Raw genomic sequence first — 19,374 nt, 5'->3', positions numbered from 1 at the left:
CTTAAATAGGCACAATGCAGTATCTAAAATACTAAAAAGCAATTGATTTTCAATGGAAATATTTTTCAATTGCAAAAAGGAATGCCATGGAAACAGTACAGCAACAATATAAATTTTCTAAACCGCTGATTATCATGCTTATCGGGAGTGCTTTTATTTTAGCGCTGTCCTTGGGTGTCAGACATGGATTTGGTCTTTACCTTGTTCCGATGAGTCATGAGTTTGGTTGGAGCCATCAAGTTTTTAGCCTTGCAATCGCTATACAAAACCTATTTTGGGGTGCTGTGCAGCCTTTTACTGGTGCGCTTGCTGACAAATATGGCAGTAAAAAAGTTGTTGCTGTAGGTGGTGTTCTATACACCATTGGGCTTTTGCTCATGGCGATCAGTTCGACCGCTTGGCTACTGGATTTTAGTGTCGGGATTATTATTGGTTTAGCGCTATCGGCAACTTCATTTTCTGTTTTACTTTCAGCCGTTGGACGTGCTGCGCATCCAAGTAAACGTAGTATGGCTATGGGGATCGCTAGTGCTGCGGGTTCTTTTGGTCAATTTATCATGTTGCCAACAACGCTTTTGTTGCTACAGCATATCGGTTGGTCAGCGGCATTGGTGGTGAGCGCAATTTTAGTTGCTTTAATCATACCGCTTGCGCTCACTTTAAATGCACCGCCCTATCATGTACCTAAATCCTTAAAAAATGCCAATGCGCCAGAGCTTAGCTTTAAACAGATTTTAAATATTGCAGCTCACCATAAACCCTTCCTATGGTTAGCTTTGGGCTTTTTAGTATGTGGTTTCCAAGTGGTATTTTTGGGAATACATTTACCGGGATATCTCATTGATCACGGTTTTGATGCCTCAACAGGGACGATTTTCTTGGCTTTAATTGGTTTATTTAATATCGTCGGGACTTATTCCGCAGGCTGGTTAGGCGACCGTTATTCTAAACCGCATTTATTGATGTGGCTTTATGGGATCCGTGGGATTGCCATCATTGCTTTTCTATTGCTACCGCTCAGTATCTGGACTGTTTATGCCTTCGGTGTGGTCATGGGTTTACTCTGGCTTTCCACAGTTCCACTCACCAATGGTATAGTTGCCAATATGTTTGGTGTAAAATATCTTACTATGCTGAGTGGTGTAGTATTTTTCACTCACCAAGTCGGTTCATTTTTTGGTGGTTGGCTCGGTGGGCTCAATCATGATATGACGGGCAATTATAATATGATCTGGGGTTGTGCGATTTTCCTCAGTTTCTTTGCAGTTGCCGTACACTATTTTGTCAATGAGGAGGCAGTTGTGGATGACTAATTCATTTTCATGGTTAAAAACAATGATCATCATTGCGGTGGTGTTATTGATGGCTTTGGCTATTATCTTGTGGATGAACACCCCTTATCTATTTGATTATTTTAATATGGCTTTTTGTCCACACTGATTTTTTATAGCAAGATTCAAATGCTAGACGCTGTCTATATTTCAAAATTTCAAATGACGTATAACGTGAGGAACTACTCCTCACGTTTTTTAAAATGATATATAGCTAGACGGCGATCTTGAGAGATCTAAACAATCAAGCCAACAAGCTCAACTCTTATACATTAACAGTCGCTTCTAAATAATGTTCAATGCAGTTAAAAGCCATTTTTTATAAAATATCAGGCGATTTCGATTCGTGAAAATTAAACTACGCTAGGCGTTCGATAACCAATCCATTACAATTGTTTCTTTTATTCTTCGCTTTGTATTTTGAATAATTCATCTCCTCAATTAAAACGTGCGCTAAAAAATCGACATATTCAACTGATCGCCATGGGCGGTGCAGTGGGTACTGGTTTATTTTTAGGCTCTGCACAAGTGATTCAAGCTGCTGGTCCATCGATTATTTTGGGCTATACCATCGTGGGCCTAATTGCCTTTTTGATTATGCGCCAAATGGGTGAAATGATCGTCGAAGAACCTGTTGCTGGTTCTTTTAGTCACTTTGCACAAAAATATTGGGGCAGATTTCCGGGCTTTTTATCTGGTTGGAATTATTGGGTCGTTTATATCTTAGTCGCCATGACTGAGCTGACTGCTGTAGCCAAATATATCCATTTTTGGTGGCCACATATCCCTGCTTGGGTGCCTGCATTTGTTTTCTTTATTTTGGTGACTTTGCTCAATCTAAGCAATGTTAAGTTTTATGGTGAATCTGAGTTTTGGTTAGCGATTATTAAAGTGGCTGCCGTGATTTCGATGATTGTATTTGGTTTATATTTACTCTTGAGTGCAGGACCTGATTCAACAGCATCATTTACAAATCTTTGGCAACATGGGGGATTTTTCCCGCATGGTTTTTCTGGGCTATTTTATATGCTCGCCTTTTTGATGTTTGCTTTTGGTGGTATTGAACTGATCGGTATGACAGCTGCCGAAGCAGAAAATCCTTCAAAAAGTATTCCTCAAGCGATTAACCAAGTCATTTTCCGTATATTGATTTTTTATGTGGCGTCTTTAGCTATTATCATGTCATTGATTCCGTGGAATCAACTCGATTTGGGTGGCTTAGATAAAAGTCCTTTTGTGATGATCTTTAGCCAGCTTGGAATCAGTTGGGCAGCGCATTTGCTCAACTTTATCATTTTGACAGCCGCACTTTCAGTTTATAACAGTGGCATGTTTGCCAACAGTCGTATGCTCTATGGCTTGTCTACACAAGGCAATGCACCCAAAATTTTCCAAAAATTAAGTAAAAATGGCGTGCCTATCGCTGCCGTTATTTTCTCTTCTATTTTGATTTTTGGTTGCGTCTTACTTAACTATGTTGCTCCTGAACAAGCACTCAGTCATTTGATGTATATGGCGGTTGCTGCTTTGGTATTGAATTGGGCAATTATCAGTTTTACTCATCTTAAGTTTAGACAAGCCATGCGAGATGAAGCGAAAACCAGTAAATTTCCTGCGCTATTTTCACCGATCAGCAATTATATCGTGCTGATTTTCATTGTGATGATTTTATATATTATGTGGACTCAGAACTTTAAAGAATCGGTGATCTTAATCCCAATCTGGATCATTGCCATGTTTATTTTATATAAATTATTGGGTTTAAAAGATCAAAATACAGATCCAAAATAAATTTTCATTTTTATGTGATTTAGCCAATTTAAGTCAAAGACTTGAAATTGGCTAATCAAACCATCCTATTCTACTTAAACATTTTTCATCTTTGGTTTAAGTATCTAAATATAAGTACTAGGAAGAGGATTTATTTTAGGGTTAAGGATGAACAATAATTTTAACTGCTGACTCATTATTGTGAATCAAAGTGTCAAAGCCTTTTGCCACCAAATCATCCAGTGCAATACGCTGGGTAATAAATGGTTCCAGATTAATCTTGCCTTGCTCTACTAAGCGAATGGTTTCTTGATGGTCATTCACATAAGCAATGGTGCCTCGAATATCCAGTTCTTTCATCACCACACTGTGCACATTGATGGTTGCGGGATGACTCCAGATTGACACGATCACCACTACACCTGTGGGCTTCATGGCTGCCACTAAAGTATCCATGACTTTATTGACACTACTACACTCAAAAGCCACATCTACGCCACGATCTTGGGTAATTTTCATGACTTCAGCAACAACATCCACTTGAGATGGATCTAAAACATAATCTGCAACGCCTGCCTCAAGTGCTTTTTCTTTACGCTTCGCACTCAGTTCAGTGATAATAACCGTCAAGCCTTTGGCTTTTAAAATGGCCGATAATAACAATCCGATTGGACCTGCTCCACCCACCAGCGCAATATCACCTGCCTTTGCTCCACTTCGCACATAAGCGTGGTGACCAACAGATAAAGGCTCAATCAATGCAGCTTGATCTAAAGGAATATCATTGGAAATCGGGTGTACCCAACGGCGTTGCACGGCAATCTTTTCAGACAATCCACCACCACGACCACCCAAACCGATAAAATTCATATCTTTAGATAAATGATAATTGTCATTCGGTCCAGTCGGTACATCATCAGCGATGATATATGGTTCAACGACGACATGTTGACCAATTTCAATATCAGTCACGCCGTCACCTACGGCATAAACCACACCTGAAAACTCATGCCCCATCGTCACAGGTGCAGATTCTCCAGAAATGGGATGCGGATGCCCACATGGTGGTATAAAAATGGGACCTTCCATAAACTCATGCAAGTCTGTACCACAAATACCACACCAAGCGACTTGTATGCCTACTGTTCCGGGTAAAACTTGGGGTTCAGGAATATCTTCTATGCGGATATCGCCTTTATCATAAAAACGAGCTGCTTTCATCGTGTTATTCCTTGATTAAAATTAACGATAAACCATTCCACCATCAGTCAAGATGGACTGACCCGTTATGTAGTTAGAGTCTTCACTTGCCAAGAAAGCTACTAAAGATGCAACATCATCTGGTGTTTCTGCACGTCCTAGAGCAATTCCGTCCACATATTTCTTATAGGTTTCACCAACAGGTGCTCCCGTAATTTGGGAAAAACGCTGATCGATTTCAACCCACATATCTGTTCCAACAACACCGGGGCAATAACTATTTACGGTAATACCCGCAGTGGCATATTCTTTCGCAGCAGCTTGTGTCAATGCTCGAACTGCAAATTTAGTTGAAGAATAAACACCTAGCAAGGCAAAACCTTCATGCCCAGCAATTGAACATGCATTAATAATCTTTCCAGCATGTTGACGTTGCTTAAACTTCTTTGCCGCAGCTTGGATCCCCCAAAGCACACCACCCACATTGATATCCGTGATTTTACGAAATTCCTCTGGAGTCACTTCTGCTAAAGCTTGAACTTGGGCAATACCCGCATTATTGATAATAATGTCAAAACCATTGAGCGCTGATTCTGCATGATCAATTGCATTACTGATTTGGGCAAGATCAGAAATATCTGCAATGAACGTTGATGCTTTGACACCCAATGCTTCAACTTCACTTTTTACGGCATCCAATTTTTCTTGATTTAAGTCGACCAAGGCGATATGCACACCTTCTTGTGCCAGTCTTAATGCAATACCTCGACCAATGCCCTGTCCTGCACCTGTGATCAAAGCAACTTTATTATTTAATCCTCTAGGCATAGCTACGCTCCTTAAATATGAATCGCACGCTGCATTGCCGATAAAACAGACTCATGCATCGCTTCAGACAACGTTGGATGTGGGAAAATCACCTGCGCTAAACTTTCATCTGTCGCTTCTAAATATTTGGCTATCGCAAAACCTTGGATATGTTCAGTCACTTCATGACCAACCATGTGAGCACCGAGCAATTCGCCAGTTTTCTGATCGAAAATAGTCTTTACAAATCCAGCCGTTTCACCTAAAGCCAAAGCCTTACCATTGGCTTGTAGCGGGAATTTACCAATATTGACATTCAAACCCGCAGCTTTGGCTTTCTGTTCAGTTAGACCAATACTTGCCACTTGTGGATGAGTGAAAATACAACCCGGAATTTGCGTGCGATCCAAAGCATGGACATTGGCAACGCCTGCAATTTTTTCCACACATAAAATCGCCTCATGACTGGCTTTGTGCGCCAAACATGGTGCGCCTGCCACATCACCAATCGCATAGACACCGACCACATTGGTTTTGCACCACTGATCTACTTTGATAAAGCCATTTTCAAACTCGATTCCTAAAGCTTCTAAGCCAAGATTTTGTGAATTTGGTCTTACGCCAATCGCAGAAAGTACCTTATCCACGATGATCACTTTTACTTCTGATGAAGTTTCAACATGGCAGTGTACTTGCCCTTGAACAATTTCAATTTTCTGTACAGCAGCATCGGTCAGCACCTGCATACCTTGCTGTTCAAACTGCTTTTGTACATACTTGGCAACTTCTAGGTCTTCACTTGGTAATATTTGCTTAGCAATATCGACCAAGGTCACTTGGCACCCTAAATCTTGGTACAAACTGGCAAATTCACTGCCAATCGCACCTGAGCCGACCACCAAAAGAGACTTAGGTAATTCTTCAGGGATTAGGGCTTCTTTATAACTCCAAACATGCTGACCATCGACGGGTATTTGCGCTAAGTTGGCAGCTTTAGCCCCTGTCGCCACAATAATATGTGGCGCAGAAATCTGTTGCTTTTTCCCATCAACATCAGTCACTTCAAGCTGTTCTTTGCCGATAAACTGTGCTCTCGCTGTAAAAACAGTGACTTGATTTTTTTTCAACAATTGTCCAATGCCTTGCACCAACTGACTAGAGACTTTGCGGCTATGTTGAACCAATTGCTGGATATCAAAATCTACTGAAGCTACCGTGAAACCAAACTGACCTGCGTGTTTGAGTTGCTGAGCTACCGCAGCACCACTTAATAGTGCTTTCGTTGGAATACAGCCCCAATTTAGGCAAATACCTCCCAAATGCTTTTCTTCAACAATCGCTGTTTTTAAGCCGAGTTGGGCTGCGCGAATCGCAGCCACATACCCACCCGGACCCGCACCAATGACGATGACATCAAATTGTGTATCTGACATTTTTGTTCTCCTACACTAAAATCAATGCAGGATTTTCAACAAACTGCTTAAAGGCTGCTAAGAATTTTGCACCCAATGCACCGTCTATCACACGATGATCACAAGACAATGTTGCAGTCACAATTTCACGAATCACCACAGCATCACCATCCACAACGGCACGTTTTTCTGCTGAGCCTAATGCCAATATTGCACCTTGCGGTGGATTGATAATTGCATCAAATGCTTTGATTCCCAACATTCCCAAGTTTGAAATACTAAAGCTACCGCCTTGGAATTCGTCTGGTGCAAGTTTTCCTGTCTTGGCACGTGTTGCAAGATCTCGCATATCCGTTGAAATCTGTGCCAAAGATTTGCGATTGGCTGCTTTGATGATCGGTGTAATCAGACCATTTTCGATTGCTACAGCAACAGAAATATCCGCTTGATCAAACTGTAAAATTTGCTGATTTTCTTCATCAAACTGTACATTGACTTGTGGGACTTTGATTAATGCTGCCGCTGCTGCCTTAATTAACATATCGTTAATAGACAATTTAACTTGTGGCACGGTTGTATTAATTTGCTGACGCAGTGCCTGAACTGCATCGACATTTAAATCAATAGTTAAACGGAAATGTGGAGCATTTCGTTTTGCAGATTGTAAGCGTGAGGCAATAGCTTTACGCATACCATTCATTGGGATTGCTGTGACTTGTGCCGTTTCTGCTACAGCACCTATCGTTTCTACAACGGTTGGATTTTCACGTTGATAAACGGCTTCAACATCTTCTTTTGACACTCGTCCACGTGAACCCGAAGCACGGCAATCATGTAAATTAATCCCCCATTGCTGAGCTAAACGGCGTGCGACTGGTGTTGCCAAAACTTGGCTATCATCAGCTGTAGATTTTGCAACTTTTCCACTTGATTGATGACGCACATCTGGCCAAGAACCACCTGCGGCTTGTACAGCAAGCTGAATATCTTTGACGCTAATACGACCTTCACGCCCAGAACCTGAGATTTGTGCCAAATTGACATTATGTTTTTCAGCTAATTTCAAAGCATGCGGTGTCGTGAAAATATCATCGACTTGCTGATAACCTTGCAATGTTGCAGGCACTGAATAACCGCCTTTTGCCATTGGTTTCGCACTATTTGCTGCACTATTTCCAGCAATGTTTGCTGCATTATTTTGTACAGCCACACTCTGAACTTTTGTTTCCACAGGCGTTGTCGCTACTTTTTCAGCAACCACTTCCGCAGATTTAGTCTCAGTTACTGCTGCGCTTGATCCACCCAAAGACTGTGCAAATGCTTCGATCTCTGCATCTGAAACTTGGCTGTCTGCACAAATTGCGATAATTCCACCGACAATTAGAGTATCACCTGATTTGGCAATAATTTTACGTAATGTACTATCGAAAGGTGCTTCAAGCACATTGACGATTTTTGTGGTTTCAATTTCACAAATTTCATCACCTTTGCTAAATGCAGTGCCTTCCTGAATCAGCCATTGGGCAATCGTACCCTCTTCCATCGACAAACCCCATTTTGGGATTTCTAGGGTTTTAATTTCGCTCATCCTAAGCCTCCAAAGTTTTACGTACAGCCTGTTCGATACGTTCTACACTTGGTAACCATTCTTTTTCCAATACAGGTGAAAATGGTACTGGCGAGTGTGGTGGCGTAACCAATTCGATTGGCGCTTTGAGATAATAAAAACCTTTTTGTGCAATCAATGCCGCGACATCATGACCAAAACCACAACGTGCTGCTGATTCATCCACAATCACCACACGACCTGTTGAAGCGACGGATTCCAAAATGCCTTCTTCATCAAGTGGTGAAATGGTACGTGGATCAACCACTTCAACCGAAATGCCTTCTTTAGCCAATTTGTCTGCAACTTCATTGGCACGATGCACCATTAAACTCAGCGCAATAATCGTGACATCTGTTCCTTGACGTGTGTAATTTGCTACACCAAATGGAATGGTATATGCACCATCTGGCACTTCATCTTTGATGTCATACAAAAGTTTATGTTCACAAAATACGACAGGGTCATCATCACGAATCGCTTGAATAAGAAGACCTTTAACATCATAAGCACTTGATGGCACCACGACTTTTAAGCCCGGCACAGCAGCAAAAACATTGTATGGTGATTGAGAATGTTGTGCCGCAGCCGAAAAACCTGCACCAATCATGCCTCGCACCACCATTGGGGCTTTGGCTTTACCACCAAACATATAGCGGAATTTAGCGGCTTGGTTATACAGCATGTCATGACACACACCGTAAAAATCCATAAACATCAAGTCTGCAACTGGACGTAAACCTGTTGCAGCAGCGCCTGCCGCCATCCCGATAATTGCAGATTCTGTAATCGGAGTATCAATCACACGCTCTGAACCAAACTCTGTCCACAAGCCTTTGGTCACACCGAGTACACCACCAAAACCTTCAAGTTTATTGTCATCGGTATTTTTACCGCCATGCCCACCACGAACATCTTCACCCACCACGATCACACTTGGATCACGACGCATTTCTAATTCAATCGCTTCTTTAATCGCGTTTCGATAACTTTTATTTGGCATTGCTTTACTATTCCTTTAGTAAGAGACATAAACGTCTGTAAGAAGTTGAGAGACTTCTGGATAATTGGCAGCACGTGCTTTAGCAACTGCAGCATCAATATTGGCTTTTGACTCAGCGTCAATCGCATCCAGTTTGGCTTCATCAATTTTTCCTTTGACTTTTTCACGGAAAATTTTCAAAGGATCTTTATGCTCTTTTACAAAATCTAATTCTTCTTTAGAACGAATCAGTCCAGGATCTCCCTCAAAGTGACCATAAAAACGATTGGTTACGCTTTCAATCACACTTGGACCTTCGCCACGGCGTGCACGCTCAATGGCTCTTTGTGCAACCTCATACATCGCAAAGAAATCAGTACCATCTACTTTTTCAGCAGGCATACCAAATGCTGCTGCACGTCCTGCAATATCTTTACTTCCGACAGCATAATCATGTGCTGTACCTTCACCAAAACCATTATTTTCAAAGACAAAAACCACAGGCAATTTTAAAACTACAGCCATATTCATTGCTTCAAAAGTCAAGCCTTGATTCGAACCACCATCACCAGTAAAAGACAAACCAACTCCACCAGTTTTTAGGGTTTTGGCTGTCAACGCAGCACCAATCGCCAAAGGAGGACCACCACCCACAATCCCGTTTGCACCTAACATGCCTTTGTCTAAGTCAGCAATGTGCATTGAGCCACCCTTGCCTCGACAAAGTCCGTCATCTTTACCAAAAATTTCCAACATCATGCCGTGAATATCGCAACCTTTGGCAATACAGTGTCCATGCCCACGATGTGTCGAAGTAATAAAATCTTTATCCGTTAAATTTTCACAGATCCCGACGGCAACAGCTTCTTCACCACTATAAAGATGGATAAAACCGGGGATATCACCCGTATTGTTTTCATCGTGAAGTCGATCCTCAAATTCACGAATATCTCGCATCCGTCGGTATGCTGCTAGCAATTGCTCTTCCGTTAATTGCATATATTTCATCCTTATCATTTACTCAAAAAGTAAAACCATATTTTTAAAATAATCAATATGGACATTTAAAATCCATATATTTATATAAATTCATTTTAAAAATAATTAATATTAGACTAAAAAAATATTATTTTTAAAAAATAAATAAAAATATTAAAAACAAAGATTTAAACATTCAAAAATAATTGTAATTTTTTATAATTTTCAAAAACTTAAAAAACCAAACCTTTAACCAACCTTTATTTTATAATATTATTATTTTGCATTTATTTATTTTCTATAAATATGTTTTTAAATATATTTGTAATTTAATATTATTTTAATTTACTATTTAATGGACGATTTAAAATGAATTTAAAACGCTCAGTTATTACAGGTGAAAAATTACGTGGCGCAGATAAAATGTCGCGTATCCCTGTAAAGATTATTCCAACAGAACAAATTCCCAAAAAACCAGAATGGATCCGTGCCAAAATCAGCCACCCTGATGAGATTGCACGGATAAAAAGCCTATTACGTCAGCAAAAATTACATACTGTTTGTGAAGAAGCGGCTTGTCCAAACCTGCCCGAGTGCTTTGGTGGTGGCACAGCAACATTTATGATTATGGGTGATATTTGTACACGAAGATGTCCGTTTTGCGATGTGGCACATGGTCGTCCCAATGCCCTCGATGTAAATGAACCGAAACATTTAGCAGAGTCAGTGAAAAATCTAAATCTGAAATATGTGGTCATTACCTCAGTGGATCGCGATGATTTAAAAGATGGTGGTGCACAACATTTTGCTGATTGTATTAATGAAATTCGTAAAACAAGTCCAGATACATTGATTGAAATTCTTGTGCCTGATTTTCGTGGCAGATTAGATATTGCCTTAAAAATTTTCAGTGAAACGCCACCTGATGTGTTTAATCACAATATTGAAACTGTGCCACGTTTATATCGTGCCATGCGTCCCGGTTCAGATTATCAGCATTCCCTTGATTTATTGAAAAAATTTAAACAACTCAGACCAGATATTGCGACCAAATGCGGTTTAATGGTTGGGCTGGGTGAAGTCGAAGCTGAAGTCATTGTTTTACTTAATGATCTCAGTGATCATCAAGTCGATTTCATCACCATTGGACAATACTTACAACCTTCCAAATCTCATGCCCCAATTCATCGTTTTGTTTCGCTACGTGAATTTGAGCATTATCAAACTCATGGTCAATTATTAGGTTTTAAAAATATTTGGAGTGCACCTATGGTTCGTTCGAGTTATTTTGCTGATCGCCAATATAAAGGTGAAGCTGTACCGCAACCCTTTTCACGTGAAAAAAACTAAATTGCGGTGCAAAAATTGAGTTACAAAGTAGAGCTTTTTCCAAACCAAAGTTGTATATGTTTTACACGAAATTTTTTCTAAGATTTAGGCTTAAAATATTTTTATATCGCATTACTCAGCGATTTTAAAATAGTGATAGATTAAAAAACCGTAAGATAACAATTGAAAGTTTTCAACATATATTAAATCTGATAAATATTATAAATACAGTAGGGTATGTTGATCAGTACACATCAATCATAAAGGAATATGATATGGATCTCTGGAATAAATTACAAAACCCAGCTCAACGACTACAAACCACGCATTTTGTGAATCTTGATGGCGTTACATCTGCACCATTGGTCACATTAACACAAGAAGAACAACCCTCACTATTTCGCAGATCGATCCAACATACGCATCAGGATTTACTGAAAATTGCAGAAGATTCTGGCATGGCGATCGGCGTGACTGATCACCAAGGTACACTACTTTGGACTTGGAGTAGCCGTCCGATGCTTTCATCTGCAGAACAAGTACATTTCGTTGAGGGTGGTCATTGGTCAACCCAAGCTGTTGGGACAAATGCTATTGGCTTAGCACTCAACAACCATACTTCTAGTTGTGTTTATTCACATGAAAATCAAATGCATAGTGTACGAGACTGGGTTTGTTATGCTGCACCAATTTTAGATCCAATTTCTGGTCAATTTCACGGGATTATTAACCTTTCAACCAAATATAAAAAACATAGTTCGCTGGGGCTTTTGGCAGTTGAACGCTGTGCAGAATTGGTGAGTCGCTCGATTCAATTTGAACAAAAAAATGTTTTATACATAAAAGCTTTAGGCACACCACAAATTCAATTTAATCAACAAATCCTGACTATTACCCATCGTCAAATTGAGATTCTCTGTATTTTGGCTTTACATCCCGAAGGCATCAGCTTAAATGAATTGCATTATGCCTTGTATGGTGATCGTGATATCAGTGAAAAAACGTTAAAAGCAGAACTTTCTCAGCTCAGAACACTTTTACCTGAGTGTATACTTTCACGTCCTTATAAATTGTCATGTGAAGTACAAGCAGATTTTATACGAGCTGAAAAATCACTCGATGCAGGCTTTTTAGCCAGCACTTTTTCACTGTATAAAGGTAGTTTTTTAACGAAATCTGAAAGCCCGATTTTATCCGCATGGCGTGATTGTTTTGACGCTCGCTTAAGCCATCTGATCTATCAAATGGAAGATGTTGATCAACTTCTTAAATTGGTAGGACGTATTCCAGAACGGATTGATGCGATGCAACGCATACTTGAATTACTTCCTGCAGAGCATCAATTTAGAGAAAAAATATTATTGCGTCTTTAATATAAGTAAATGAAATCTAACAGCATTATGAATAAGCAAGTACAGCTATTCATAATGCCTATCATAGATTTTTTAGAGATCGCTTCATTGAAACAATCTCTACCAAGTCTCTATATTAAGTTATTCTTCAAGCAATATCACAGCACCACTTTGTCCATCTATTTTGACTTTGTCACCATTTTTCAACCAAGTACAAGCACCATGTACACTCATTACCGCAGGAATTCCCAACTCTCTAGCTGTAACAGCACCATGTGAAAGTGGACCACCGCTTTCAGTAATCACACCTACTGCTTGATAAAATAATGGTGTCCACGCTGGATTTGTCGTTTTCGCAACTAAAATCGCCCCTTCTGGGAAATGCACAAATTGATTTGGATCTGTAATCACATAGACCGAACCCTCAACTTGTCCAGAGCTTCCACCCAAACCTTTTCGAGTCGTCGCTCCATCCTCAGCAAAGACATTTTTTTCACCATATACCCACTCAGCGGTACGCTGACAAGCAGATAAATACTGTGATTTTTCATATTTTACGATGCTGCGAATATGACTAAAATCATGTGAATCTATCGCATTTCCCAAATCTTTTGGTGGGATAAAAAATACATCCCATGCATCATTGAGTGCGCCATAATTAACAAGGCGTTTACCAATTTCATGTGCTGCCTTACGAAATGGGATCGTCAGTCGTGTAGTATGGTAATGCTCAATATCATCCAACGCCGTATATGTACGTACTAAACGGATCAACTCTTGCAAGAAAAATCTAAAAGTTTCCGGCACGTTACGCAGCAACTCAAGCTCAGTCGCCAACATCAAATCACGTTTTTGCCAATACGTCGCCTTATGATGATCTTCCTCTTGTTTTGCCATCATCTGAATTTGTGCAAATACGATATGTGGTGCTTCTAACCACGTCGCATGATAAGCATCAAAATCTACTTCACGATGTCCATGTTGATCTAAAAATTGAGTGAATTTTTTATAAATTTCTGGATATTGCTTCAAGTGATCCAATAGCGTTTGCGGGTTTTCAAATGCAGTATTCACTAGCGTCTGATATTCACGTATTTCACGTGAAATTTGCCACATAGATTGATTAACAATACTGGTTTTCGTTTCAGTATTAGAAATTAATTGATCAAATACCGATTGAGCTTGGTCTCCCACAAATTGTTTTAGTACCGCACCTAAGGTTAGATACAGTAAATTTTGTGTTAAAGATATCGCAATATTTGGTAAAAAATATGCCGTTCCCAAGGTATTTATTTCTTGCAATAACGACCAACAATCTGCAATAGATTTATGCTGATAATCAATATGATTAAATCGACCAATGGCCAGTAAATATGAATCAAGATCATTCATCCAACGCGTTGGCAACTCACTGATCCAAGTAAATTGCCACAGCCCACCTGATTCAATAAACTGCGCCAATTTTTCTGCTGTATTGAGTGAGGCAATCGGCATACGCCCTGCATAAACGCGTACTGCATTTTGATTGCCATAAACATAATTATCTTTTAAAACAAACCACTTATCATGAAATGGTGGCAAACCCATCAGTTTAAAAGAATAATTTAATGAGGTATGGAACCCTTCCTCACACAATTGCCAAGTCAGTGGCGTGACAGGATTTGGAAAACGCTCAGCAGATTCATCTCTTGTCCAACGTGGCGCAAATCGTGTGACTGGACGTGATTGAAGTAAAAATAACTGATCACCTTCAAAAGCCCATTCTATATCTTGTGGAAATGAGGCATATTTCTCAGCAAGACGAGCGAGTTCTGCCACTCTTGCAGCCTGCTCTGGCTTAAGCGATGCTGTATTTTTAAGAGAATCATCCAGTTCTATTTCACACGATTTTCCATCTTTACGAACCAAGGCGTGCAATTTTGTCGCAACATGCTCTGAACTGATTGCACCTGCAGGGTCAACTCTAAATTCGTCAACCTCAGCCTCCCCCGCTACGACGGTTTCACCTAAACCAAAGGCAGAATTTATCAGCACATTTTCGATATTTTCACCGACAGGATCTATGGAAAATGCCACACCAGCCGCCTCATGTTCAGTGACATTAACCATTTTCTGTACCACAACTGCCATAGCGGCTGCATCGTCTGGCACTGCCAATTTTTCTCGATAGATGATCACTTCAGGATTCCAAAGTGATAGCCAACATTGCTTAATCGCTTGTTCGAGTGCGGCAACGCCTTTGACATTTAAAATTGTGTCATGCAAACCCGCGAAAGCAGCTCCGGGCAGATCCTCAGCACTTCCTGAAGACCGAACAGCAAAGTAAGTTTCTGGAAATTTTTTCTCTAGTTCATCCAATGCCTTGATCAATTCATCTGGCAAAGGTTTTTCTTGTAATATTTCACGTATTTTTTGGCTTTTTTCTTGCGCCTGTTTGATGCCAAGCAAAGCTGTTTCTATCTCTGCTTTTAACGGCGTAAACCATGCGCTATATACACTGGTAGGAATAACATAACCATCTGGGACAGGAAGCCCTGCAAGCGTCGAGCGAATCAGGCCAGCACCTTTACCTCCGACAAGATTAACCTCGAAGTGCTCCGCTTCTTTAAACGCAATAAATATGTTCTTATTCATGTTTTTTATCCAAATTGATTTAAGTTTTTTGTTGATTGTTAAGCCATTGAGCAGAGAGAAATAACATACCTATTGCGATCAAAACACCGCATAACATATCTATTCCGTAGTGATATCGTAAAAAAATGGTAGCAAAAACAGTGCCTAAAGTGATTGGAAATATACAGATACTGATCTTTTTAAGCCCAATTTGCCACAAATAACCAACGATAAAAAGTGAGATCGCGGTGTGTAAGCTCGGGAAAACATCCATTCCCGTCACACCATCATTGACCATTTTAGTAATGCTTTGTGTGAGCTGACCACCACCTCCAACTTGTGGAGAGATTGTAAAAGCAGGACCTGCGGCTGGCAGGCATATATAGCCAATAAATCCGATCAAATAAAGGGTAATAATTGCATTAAAAAATACGATTCCGATAAGCTTTTTTCGGTGAATCGTAAAATAAATAACACTGCCGACCACTAAAAAATAAAAGAAAAAATAACAAGCAGTAATGAGATCGGAAAATACGGGGTATTCTTCATATCGTAAAAAGTCCGATAAAATATGCCCTGCCCAAATCTTACGATCGATCTGTTCTAGCAATGAATCTGCAGACCACGACAATACATATTTTGCTATAAAACTCATCAACGGGAACACGCCCCATGACAATAAGAACAGTAACAGTCCGAACCATGACCATGTTGGTTTTTTAATTAGAATAAAAACACCAATCAACCAAACAACAGAGACCAATGAAAATAATCCAAAAGTTTGCCACTGGGCAGACTTATATATTCCAATCGCAGCAAGTATCAAGAAAATCAATATTATCGCGAGAAAAGCTGAAGTTATTTTTTTATTCATGCATTGTCCTTCAATGCTTTAGGCATAGGTTCAGGATAAAAATACCAAGATAAAATAGCAGATACGATCCAAGCCATTGCGCAGCTTAAATCAATAAAAAACAGTACAATCCATAAAATAAGTGTCAAAATAGAACCGTAAAATCCGCCTAAAAGTCGGAAAAATGTCACATTATTTCGGCCATCAGCGCCTTTTTCAGCCAGTTTTGCAAAGAGTACAGTTGGGAAGAAAGTCAGGACAAATATAAGCTTAATGATAATTTTTATAGAACTTTGCCAAATCGGAGTTTGAGCAGGTTGGTATGATGCATGAGTAGTATTTAAATCCGCTGATAAAAATGCCAGCCCATAATCTTGCTTTGCAATTTGAGCTTGCTGCCAAGCAAAGGATTGGCGTTGATTAAACTCTGCCACAGACTGACAATTTACTGATACATCATCCAATTTATCTGACATTTCATGAAATATTTCATCTATTTCAACCGACTGCGGTAAAAAAGGTTCAGCTAAAATGATAGAAACACGACTACGAAATCCATCAGGTTTAGTATAAAAAACACCCACAGCCTGAACTTCAAAATCTATACCTTTCGCCTTAAGTTCCTGTACGATTTTTGCCATACCTTGCTTATATTCTTGTGGTCGATAGCCCCACTCACTCGTCCCTTCAGGCATCAAACACAGCGAACCACCCACAGAAATTTGTTTGATCGCCTCTTCAATCGGCGAAGCCACTTGATCTGCTGAAATCCGATAGCGTTCCGTATCCACTGGACGCACGACCGCGATACCATCAAAAATAATTCGCAAGAACCATTTTCTCAGCATTTGGATCGAGATAAGTGATGGTGTTTTGCCCAAAGCCCAAGTATAAACCTGTCCATCAGTCGCACCATTTCGATGACTGGCAATATATAAGGTCGGTTTGTGTGACAATTTACCTTGGACTTGGATCTTAGAAAAATAAAAACCTGTCATTATTTTTGCTAGAACCACATGCCAAGTACTTAATGTTTTCAAATGAATTACCTATGTTTGAAAAGGTTAGGCAGCTCTTGATATAAAGGACTTATTTAGAATTTGTCATCTTTTAAGCTGTTATTTATTAATCTTTTAAAAATACTTGAAGCTTGATTAAAAACTCCAAGATGGCGCTTCGTCAATAATCATTTTATGTTTATTTTATAGACATTTAAAATAATTCTTAGCAATCTATTGATAATTAATGTTTTTATAATAATAAAAATAGAGCATTCATTTTCAACATTTTTATTTAAACAGTGCGAAATCTTTCTTTCACACTGTTTTATAAAAACTCACATTTCGAAATTCTTTGGCTTCATCCAAATCAGGCCATGTAGTCGCACTTCTCTCATCCAGTTTTTGATATTTTGGATGGCTAAAGTTTTTTACACGACTATCAGCAACCCAAACTTCTGGTGCAAATTTTAAAAATTCATCTAAGAAAAAACGATTGCATTGATCATATAAAACATCGGCAGCTAGGAGTACATCGACCTGTTCTGCTTTGTATAAATCATCTAAATATTCAAGCTCTACATCATTTAATAATGCATTTTCACGACTGGCAGCTAAACTAATTTGATCAATATCACAACATATTACACGTTTCGCACCCGCCATCTTTGCAGCAATTGCCACCACGCCTGAGCCTGCGCCAAAATCAAGAACAACTTTATCTTTCACGTGATGTGGTTCAGCCAGTAACCACTGCGCCATCGCTAAGCCAGATGCCCAACAAAAAATCCAATACGGTGTTTCATTCCAAATACGGCGAATCACCTCATCATCCAAACGATCGTTAGAAAAAACAGGAGGAATCAACCAAAGTGAAATAGGCGTTTCAGGTAACTGCTGAGTAATTAACTCACAATTTGGAATCACTTCGTGTAGTGCTTGAAGTAAATGTTCTGGGGCTTTTTGAAATTGGAAAGTACAGCTCATATGCGTTCTTATTTAATTGATTTACCCACACAACGGAGTCTTTCCATTGTAATTTTGATTCTTCATTAACCTTCGGTTCGACCTACTTTTCTTTCGGGAAAAGTAGGCAAAACCATTGTCATTCGCAAAACTCGTTATATACCATCAACAAATCATTCGTATTGCAAAAACATTTCATATCAAATGTAGTCCTGCCTCGAACAGTTGCGAATGACGATTACGCGTATCGAACAACAACTCTAGATCTTATTAACCTAAAGCTTTTTCTGCTGCTTCTACAGTTTGGCGAATCAAAGTCGTAATTGTCATTGGACCAACACCACCTGGAACAGGTGTATAAGCACTTGCAACTTCTTCGATTCCAACCAATTGGATATCACCTACACCACCGCCATCACGTGGATGGAAGCCAGCATCAACCACAACTGCACCTTGTTTGATCCAATCTTTTTGAATGAGTTCAGCCTTACCAACAGCACCCACAATAATATCCGCTTGTTTGACCAATTCAGGAAGATTTTGGGTACGGCTATGACAGATCGTCACAGTTGCATTGGCTTGCAACAACATCATTGCCATTGGTTTACCCAAAATAGCTGAACGACCAACCACAACTGCATGTTTACCCGCGATTTCAATGTTATTTTCTTTTAAAATCGTCATGATGCCTGCAGGTGTTGCAGAACCATAAGCAGCTTCGCCCATTGCCATACGACCAAAGCCAAAACAAGTCACACCGTCTACATCTTTTTCAAGTGAAATGGCATCAAAACATGCACGCTCATCAATTTGTTCTGGAACTGGATGTTGCAACAAAATGCCATGCACATCTGGATTGGCATTTAATTTTTCAATTTCAGCCAATAATTGTTCTGTTGTTGTTTCTTTTGACAACTCAACTTTCAAAGAATCCATACCGACACGACGGCAAGCATTCCCTTTCATACGTACATAAGTCGCAGATGCTCCATCATCGCCGACTAAAATTGTTGCCAAAATTGGGGTACGATTTGTTTTCGCTTTCAAAGCTTCAACACGAGTTAACAAATCAGCTTCAATTTGTTTTGCCAACGCACGACCATCTAAAACTAATGCCACGGCACATCTCCAAAGTAGATATGAATCAATTTTGCAAATAATACATGATTATTTAGAC

Annotated in this window: 16 protein-coding genes; 5 read left to right on the top strand and 11 right to left on the bottom strand. The window is 39.7% G+C overall.

Annotation, left to right across the window (positions count from 1 at the left end; translation table 11 throughout):
- Positions 1-86: 86 nt before the first annotated feature.
- The 3 genes from F960_RS04510 (at position 87) to F960_RS04500 (ending at position 3,122) form a co-directional block, all read left to right on the top strand.
- Positions 87-1,313: an MFS transporter gene (locus F960_RS04510; RefSeq protein WP_004858982.1), complete on the top strand. Its 1,227-nt coding sequence runs from the start codon at positions 87-89 to the stop codon at positions 1,311-1,313.
- Complete coding sequence (locus tag F960_RS23100; protein WP_004858979.1) at positions 1,306-1,440, top strand: hypothetical protein; 135 nt, start codon at positions 1,306-1,308, stop codon at positions 1,438-1,440. Before F960_RS04510 ends, F960_RS23100 begins: the two co-directional genes overlap by 8 nt.
- Positions 1,441-1,751: 311 nt before the next feature.
- Positions 1,752-3,122 carry an amino acid permease gene (locus F960_RS04500; protein ID WP_020846822.1) on the top strand — a complete coding sequence of 457 codons (1,371 nt, stop codon included), beginning with the start codon at positions 1,752-1,754 and terminating at the stop codon, positions 3,120-3,122.
- A gap of 141 nt (positions 3,123-3,263) precedes the next feature.
- Here the strand turns inward: F960_RS04500 and F960_RS04495 are convergent, their stop codons facing one another.
- The 6 genes from F960_RS04495 to F960_RS04470 are packed head-to-tail and all read right to left on the bottom strand — an operon-like array spanning position 3,264 to position 10,107.
- The gene (locus tag F960_RS04495; RefSeq protein WP_004858973.1) at positions 3,264-4,322 is read right to left on the bottom strand and encodes a 2,3-butanediol dehydrogenase; all 1,059 of its coding nucleotides are present in this window, start codon (positions 4,320-4,322) and stop codon (positions 3,264-3,266) included.
- Between the two features lie 21 nt (positions 4,323-4,343).
- Positions 4,344-5,129, bottom strand: a complete 786-nt coding sequence (locus F960_RS04490; RefSeq protein WP_004858970.1) for an acetoin reductase — start codon at positions 5,127-5,129, stop codon at positions 4,344-4,346.
- 11 nt (positions 5,130-5,140) lie between these two features.
- Positions 5,141-6,541 carry a dihydrolipoyl dehydrogenase gene (gene lpdA, locus F960_RS04485; protein WP_004858967.1) on the bottom strand — a complete coding sequence of 467 codons (1,401 nt, stop codon included), beginning with the start codon at positions 6,539-6,541 and terminating at the stop codon, positions 5,141-5,143.
- 10 nt (positions 6,542-6,551) lie between these two features.
- Positions 6,552-8,108: a dihydrolipoamide acetyltransferase family protein gene (locus F960_RS04480; protein ID WP_004858965.1), complete on the bottom strand. Its 1,557-nt coding sequence runs from the start codon at positions 8,106-8,108 to the stop codon at positions 6,552-6,554.
- Position 8,109: 1 nt separating this feature from the next.
- Positions 8,110-9,129, bottom strand: coding sequence for an alpha-ketoacid dehydrogenase subunit beta (locus F960_RS04475; RefSeq protein ID WP_004858962.1), 1,020 nt, complete (start codon positions 9,127-9,129; stop codon positions 8,110-8,112).
- 15 nt (positions 9,130-9,144) lie between these two features.
- A complete protein-coding gene (locus F960_RS04470) occupies positions 9,145-10,107 on the bottom strand; it encodes a thiamine pyrophosphate-dependent dehydrogenase E1 component subunit alpha (RefSeq protein ID WP_004858959.1) in 963 nt (320 codons plus the stop codon).
- Between the two features lie 348 nt (positions 10,108-10,455).
- Here F960_RS04470 and lipA point away from each other — a divergent pair, with 348 nt between their 5' ends.
- Both lipA and F960_RS04460 read left to right on the top strand, forming a co-directional pair.
- Complete coding sequence (gene lipA, locus F960_RS04465) at positions 10,456-11,436, top strand: lipoyl synthase (protein WP_004858955.1); 981 nt, start codon at positions 10,456-10,458, stop codon at positions 11,434-11,436.
- A 254-nt stretch (positions 11,437-11,690) separates the two neighbouring features.
- On the top strand, positions 11,691-12,788 hold the full coding sequence (locus F960_RS04460; RefSeq protein WP_004858951.1) for a hypothetical protein: 1,098 nt from the start codon (positions 11,691-11,693) through the stop codon (positions 12,786-12,788).
- Between the two features lie 120 nt (positions 12,789-12,908).
- Here F960_RS04460 and F960_RS04455 read toward each other — a convergent pair whose 3' ends face one another.
- From F960_RS04455 to folD, 5 genes are all read right to left on the bottom strand, one after another.
- A complete protein-coding gene (locus F960_RS04455; protein ID WP_004858947.1) occupies positions 12,909-15,401 on the bottom strand; it encodes a PEP/pyruvate-binding domain-containing protein in 2,493 nt (830 codons plus the stop codon).
- Between the two features lie 19 nt (positions 15,402-15,420).
- Positions 15,421-16,254: a phosphatase PAP2 family protein gene (locus F960_RS04450; protein ID WP_004858945.1), complete on the bottom strand. Its 834-nt coding sequence runs from the start codon at positions 16,252-16,254 to the stop codon at positions 15,421-15,423.
- Positions 16,251-17,273 carry a 1-acyl-sn-glycerol-3-phosphate acyltransferase gene (locus F960_RS04445; protein WP_004858944.1) on the bottom strand — a complete coding sequence of 341 codons (1,023 nt, stop codon included), beginning with the start codon at positions 17,271-17,273 and terminating at the stop codon, positions 16,251-16,253. Before F960_RS04445 ends, F960_RS04450 begins: the two co-directional genes overlap by 4 nt.
- Before the next feature lie 276 nt (positions 17,274-17,549).
- Positions 17,550-18,218 carry a class I SAM-dependent methyltransferase gene (locus F960_RS04440; RefSeq protein ID WP_004858942.1) on the bottom strand — a complete coding sequence of 223 codons (669 nt, stop codon included), beginning with the start codon at positions 18,216-18,218 and terminating at the stop codon, positions 17,550-17,552.
- A 249-nt stretch (positions 18,219-18,467) separates the two neighbouring features.
- Positions 18,468-19,316 (bottom strand): bifunctional methylenetetrahydrofolate dehydrogenase/methenyltetrahydrofolate cyclohydrolase FolD, encoded by an 849-nt coding sequence (gene folD, locus F960_RS04435; RefSeq protein ID WP_004858939.1) that lies wholly within the window; start codon positions 19,314-19,316, stop codon positions 18,468-18,470.
- Between the last annotated feature and the right edge of the window lie 58 nt (positions 19,317-19,374).

The sequence above is a fragment of the Acinetobacter gerneri DSM 14967 = CIP 107464 = MTCC 9824 genome (assembly GCF_000368565.1).
Taxonomy (GTDB): domain Bacteria; phylum Pseudomonadota; class Gammaproteobacteria; order Pseudomonadales; family Moraxellaceae; genus Acinetobacter; species Acinetobacter gerneri.
This window is presented reverse-complemented; position numbering and strand designations above follow the sequence as displayed.

Coding starts and splice junctions, on each gene's coding strand:
- lipA (WP_004858955.1), top strand. CDS start 10,456: ATGAATTTAAAACGCTCAGTTATTACAGGTGAAAAATTACGTGGCGCA.
- F960_RS04495 (WP_004858973.1), bottom strand. CDS start 4,322: ATGAAAGCAGCTCGTTTTTATGATAAAGGCGATATCCGCATAGAAGAT.
- F960_RS04480 (WP_004858965.1), bottom strand. CDS start 8,108: ATGAGCGAAATTAAAACCCTAGAAATCCCAAAATGGGGTTTGTCGATG.
- F960_RS04450 (WP_004858945.1), bottom strand. CDS start 16,254: ATGAATAAAAAAATAACTTCAGCTTTTCTCGCGATAATATTGATTTTC.
- F960_RS04460 (WP_004858951.1), top strand. CDS start 11,691: ATGGATCTCTGGAATAAATTACAAAACCCAGCTCAACGACTACAAACC.
- F960_RS04510 (WP_004858982.1), top strand. CDS start 87: ATGGAAACAGTACAGCAACAATATAAATTTTCTAAACCGCTGATTATC.
- lpdA (WP_004858967.1), bottom strand. CDS start 6,541: ATGTCAGATACACAATTTGATGTCATCGTCATTGGTGCGGGTCCGGGT.
- F960_RS23100 (WP_004858979.1), top strand. CDS start 1,306: ATGACTAATTCATTTTCATGGTTAAAAACAATGATCATCATTGCGGTG.
- F960_RS04475 (WP_004858962.1), bottom strand. CDS start 9,129: ATGCCAAATAAAAGTTATCGAAACGCGATTAAAGAAGCGATTGAATTA.
- F960_RS04470 (WP_004858959.1), bottom strand. CDS start 10,107: ATGCAATTAACGGAAGAGCAATTGCTAGCAGCATACCGACGGATGCGA.
- F960_RS04440 (WP_004858942.1), bottom strand. CDS start 18,218: ATGAGCTGTACTTTCCAATTTCAAAAAGCCCCAGAACATTTACTTCAA.
- F960_RS04490 (WP_004858970.1), bottom strand. CDS start 5,129: ATGCCTAGAGGATTAAATAATAAAGTTGCTTTGATCACAGGTGCAGGA.
- F960_RS04455 (WP_004858947.1), bottom strand. CDS start 15,401: ATGAATAAGAACATATTTATTGCGTTTAAAGAAGCGGAGCACTTCGAG.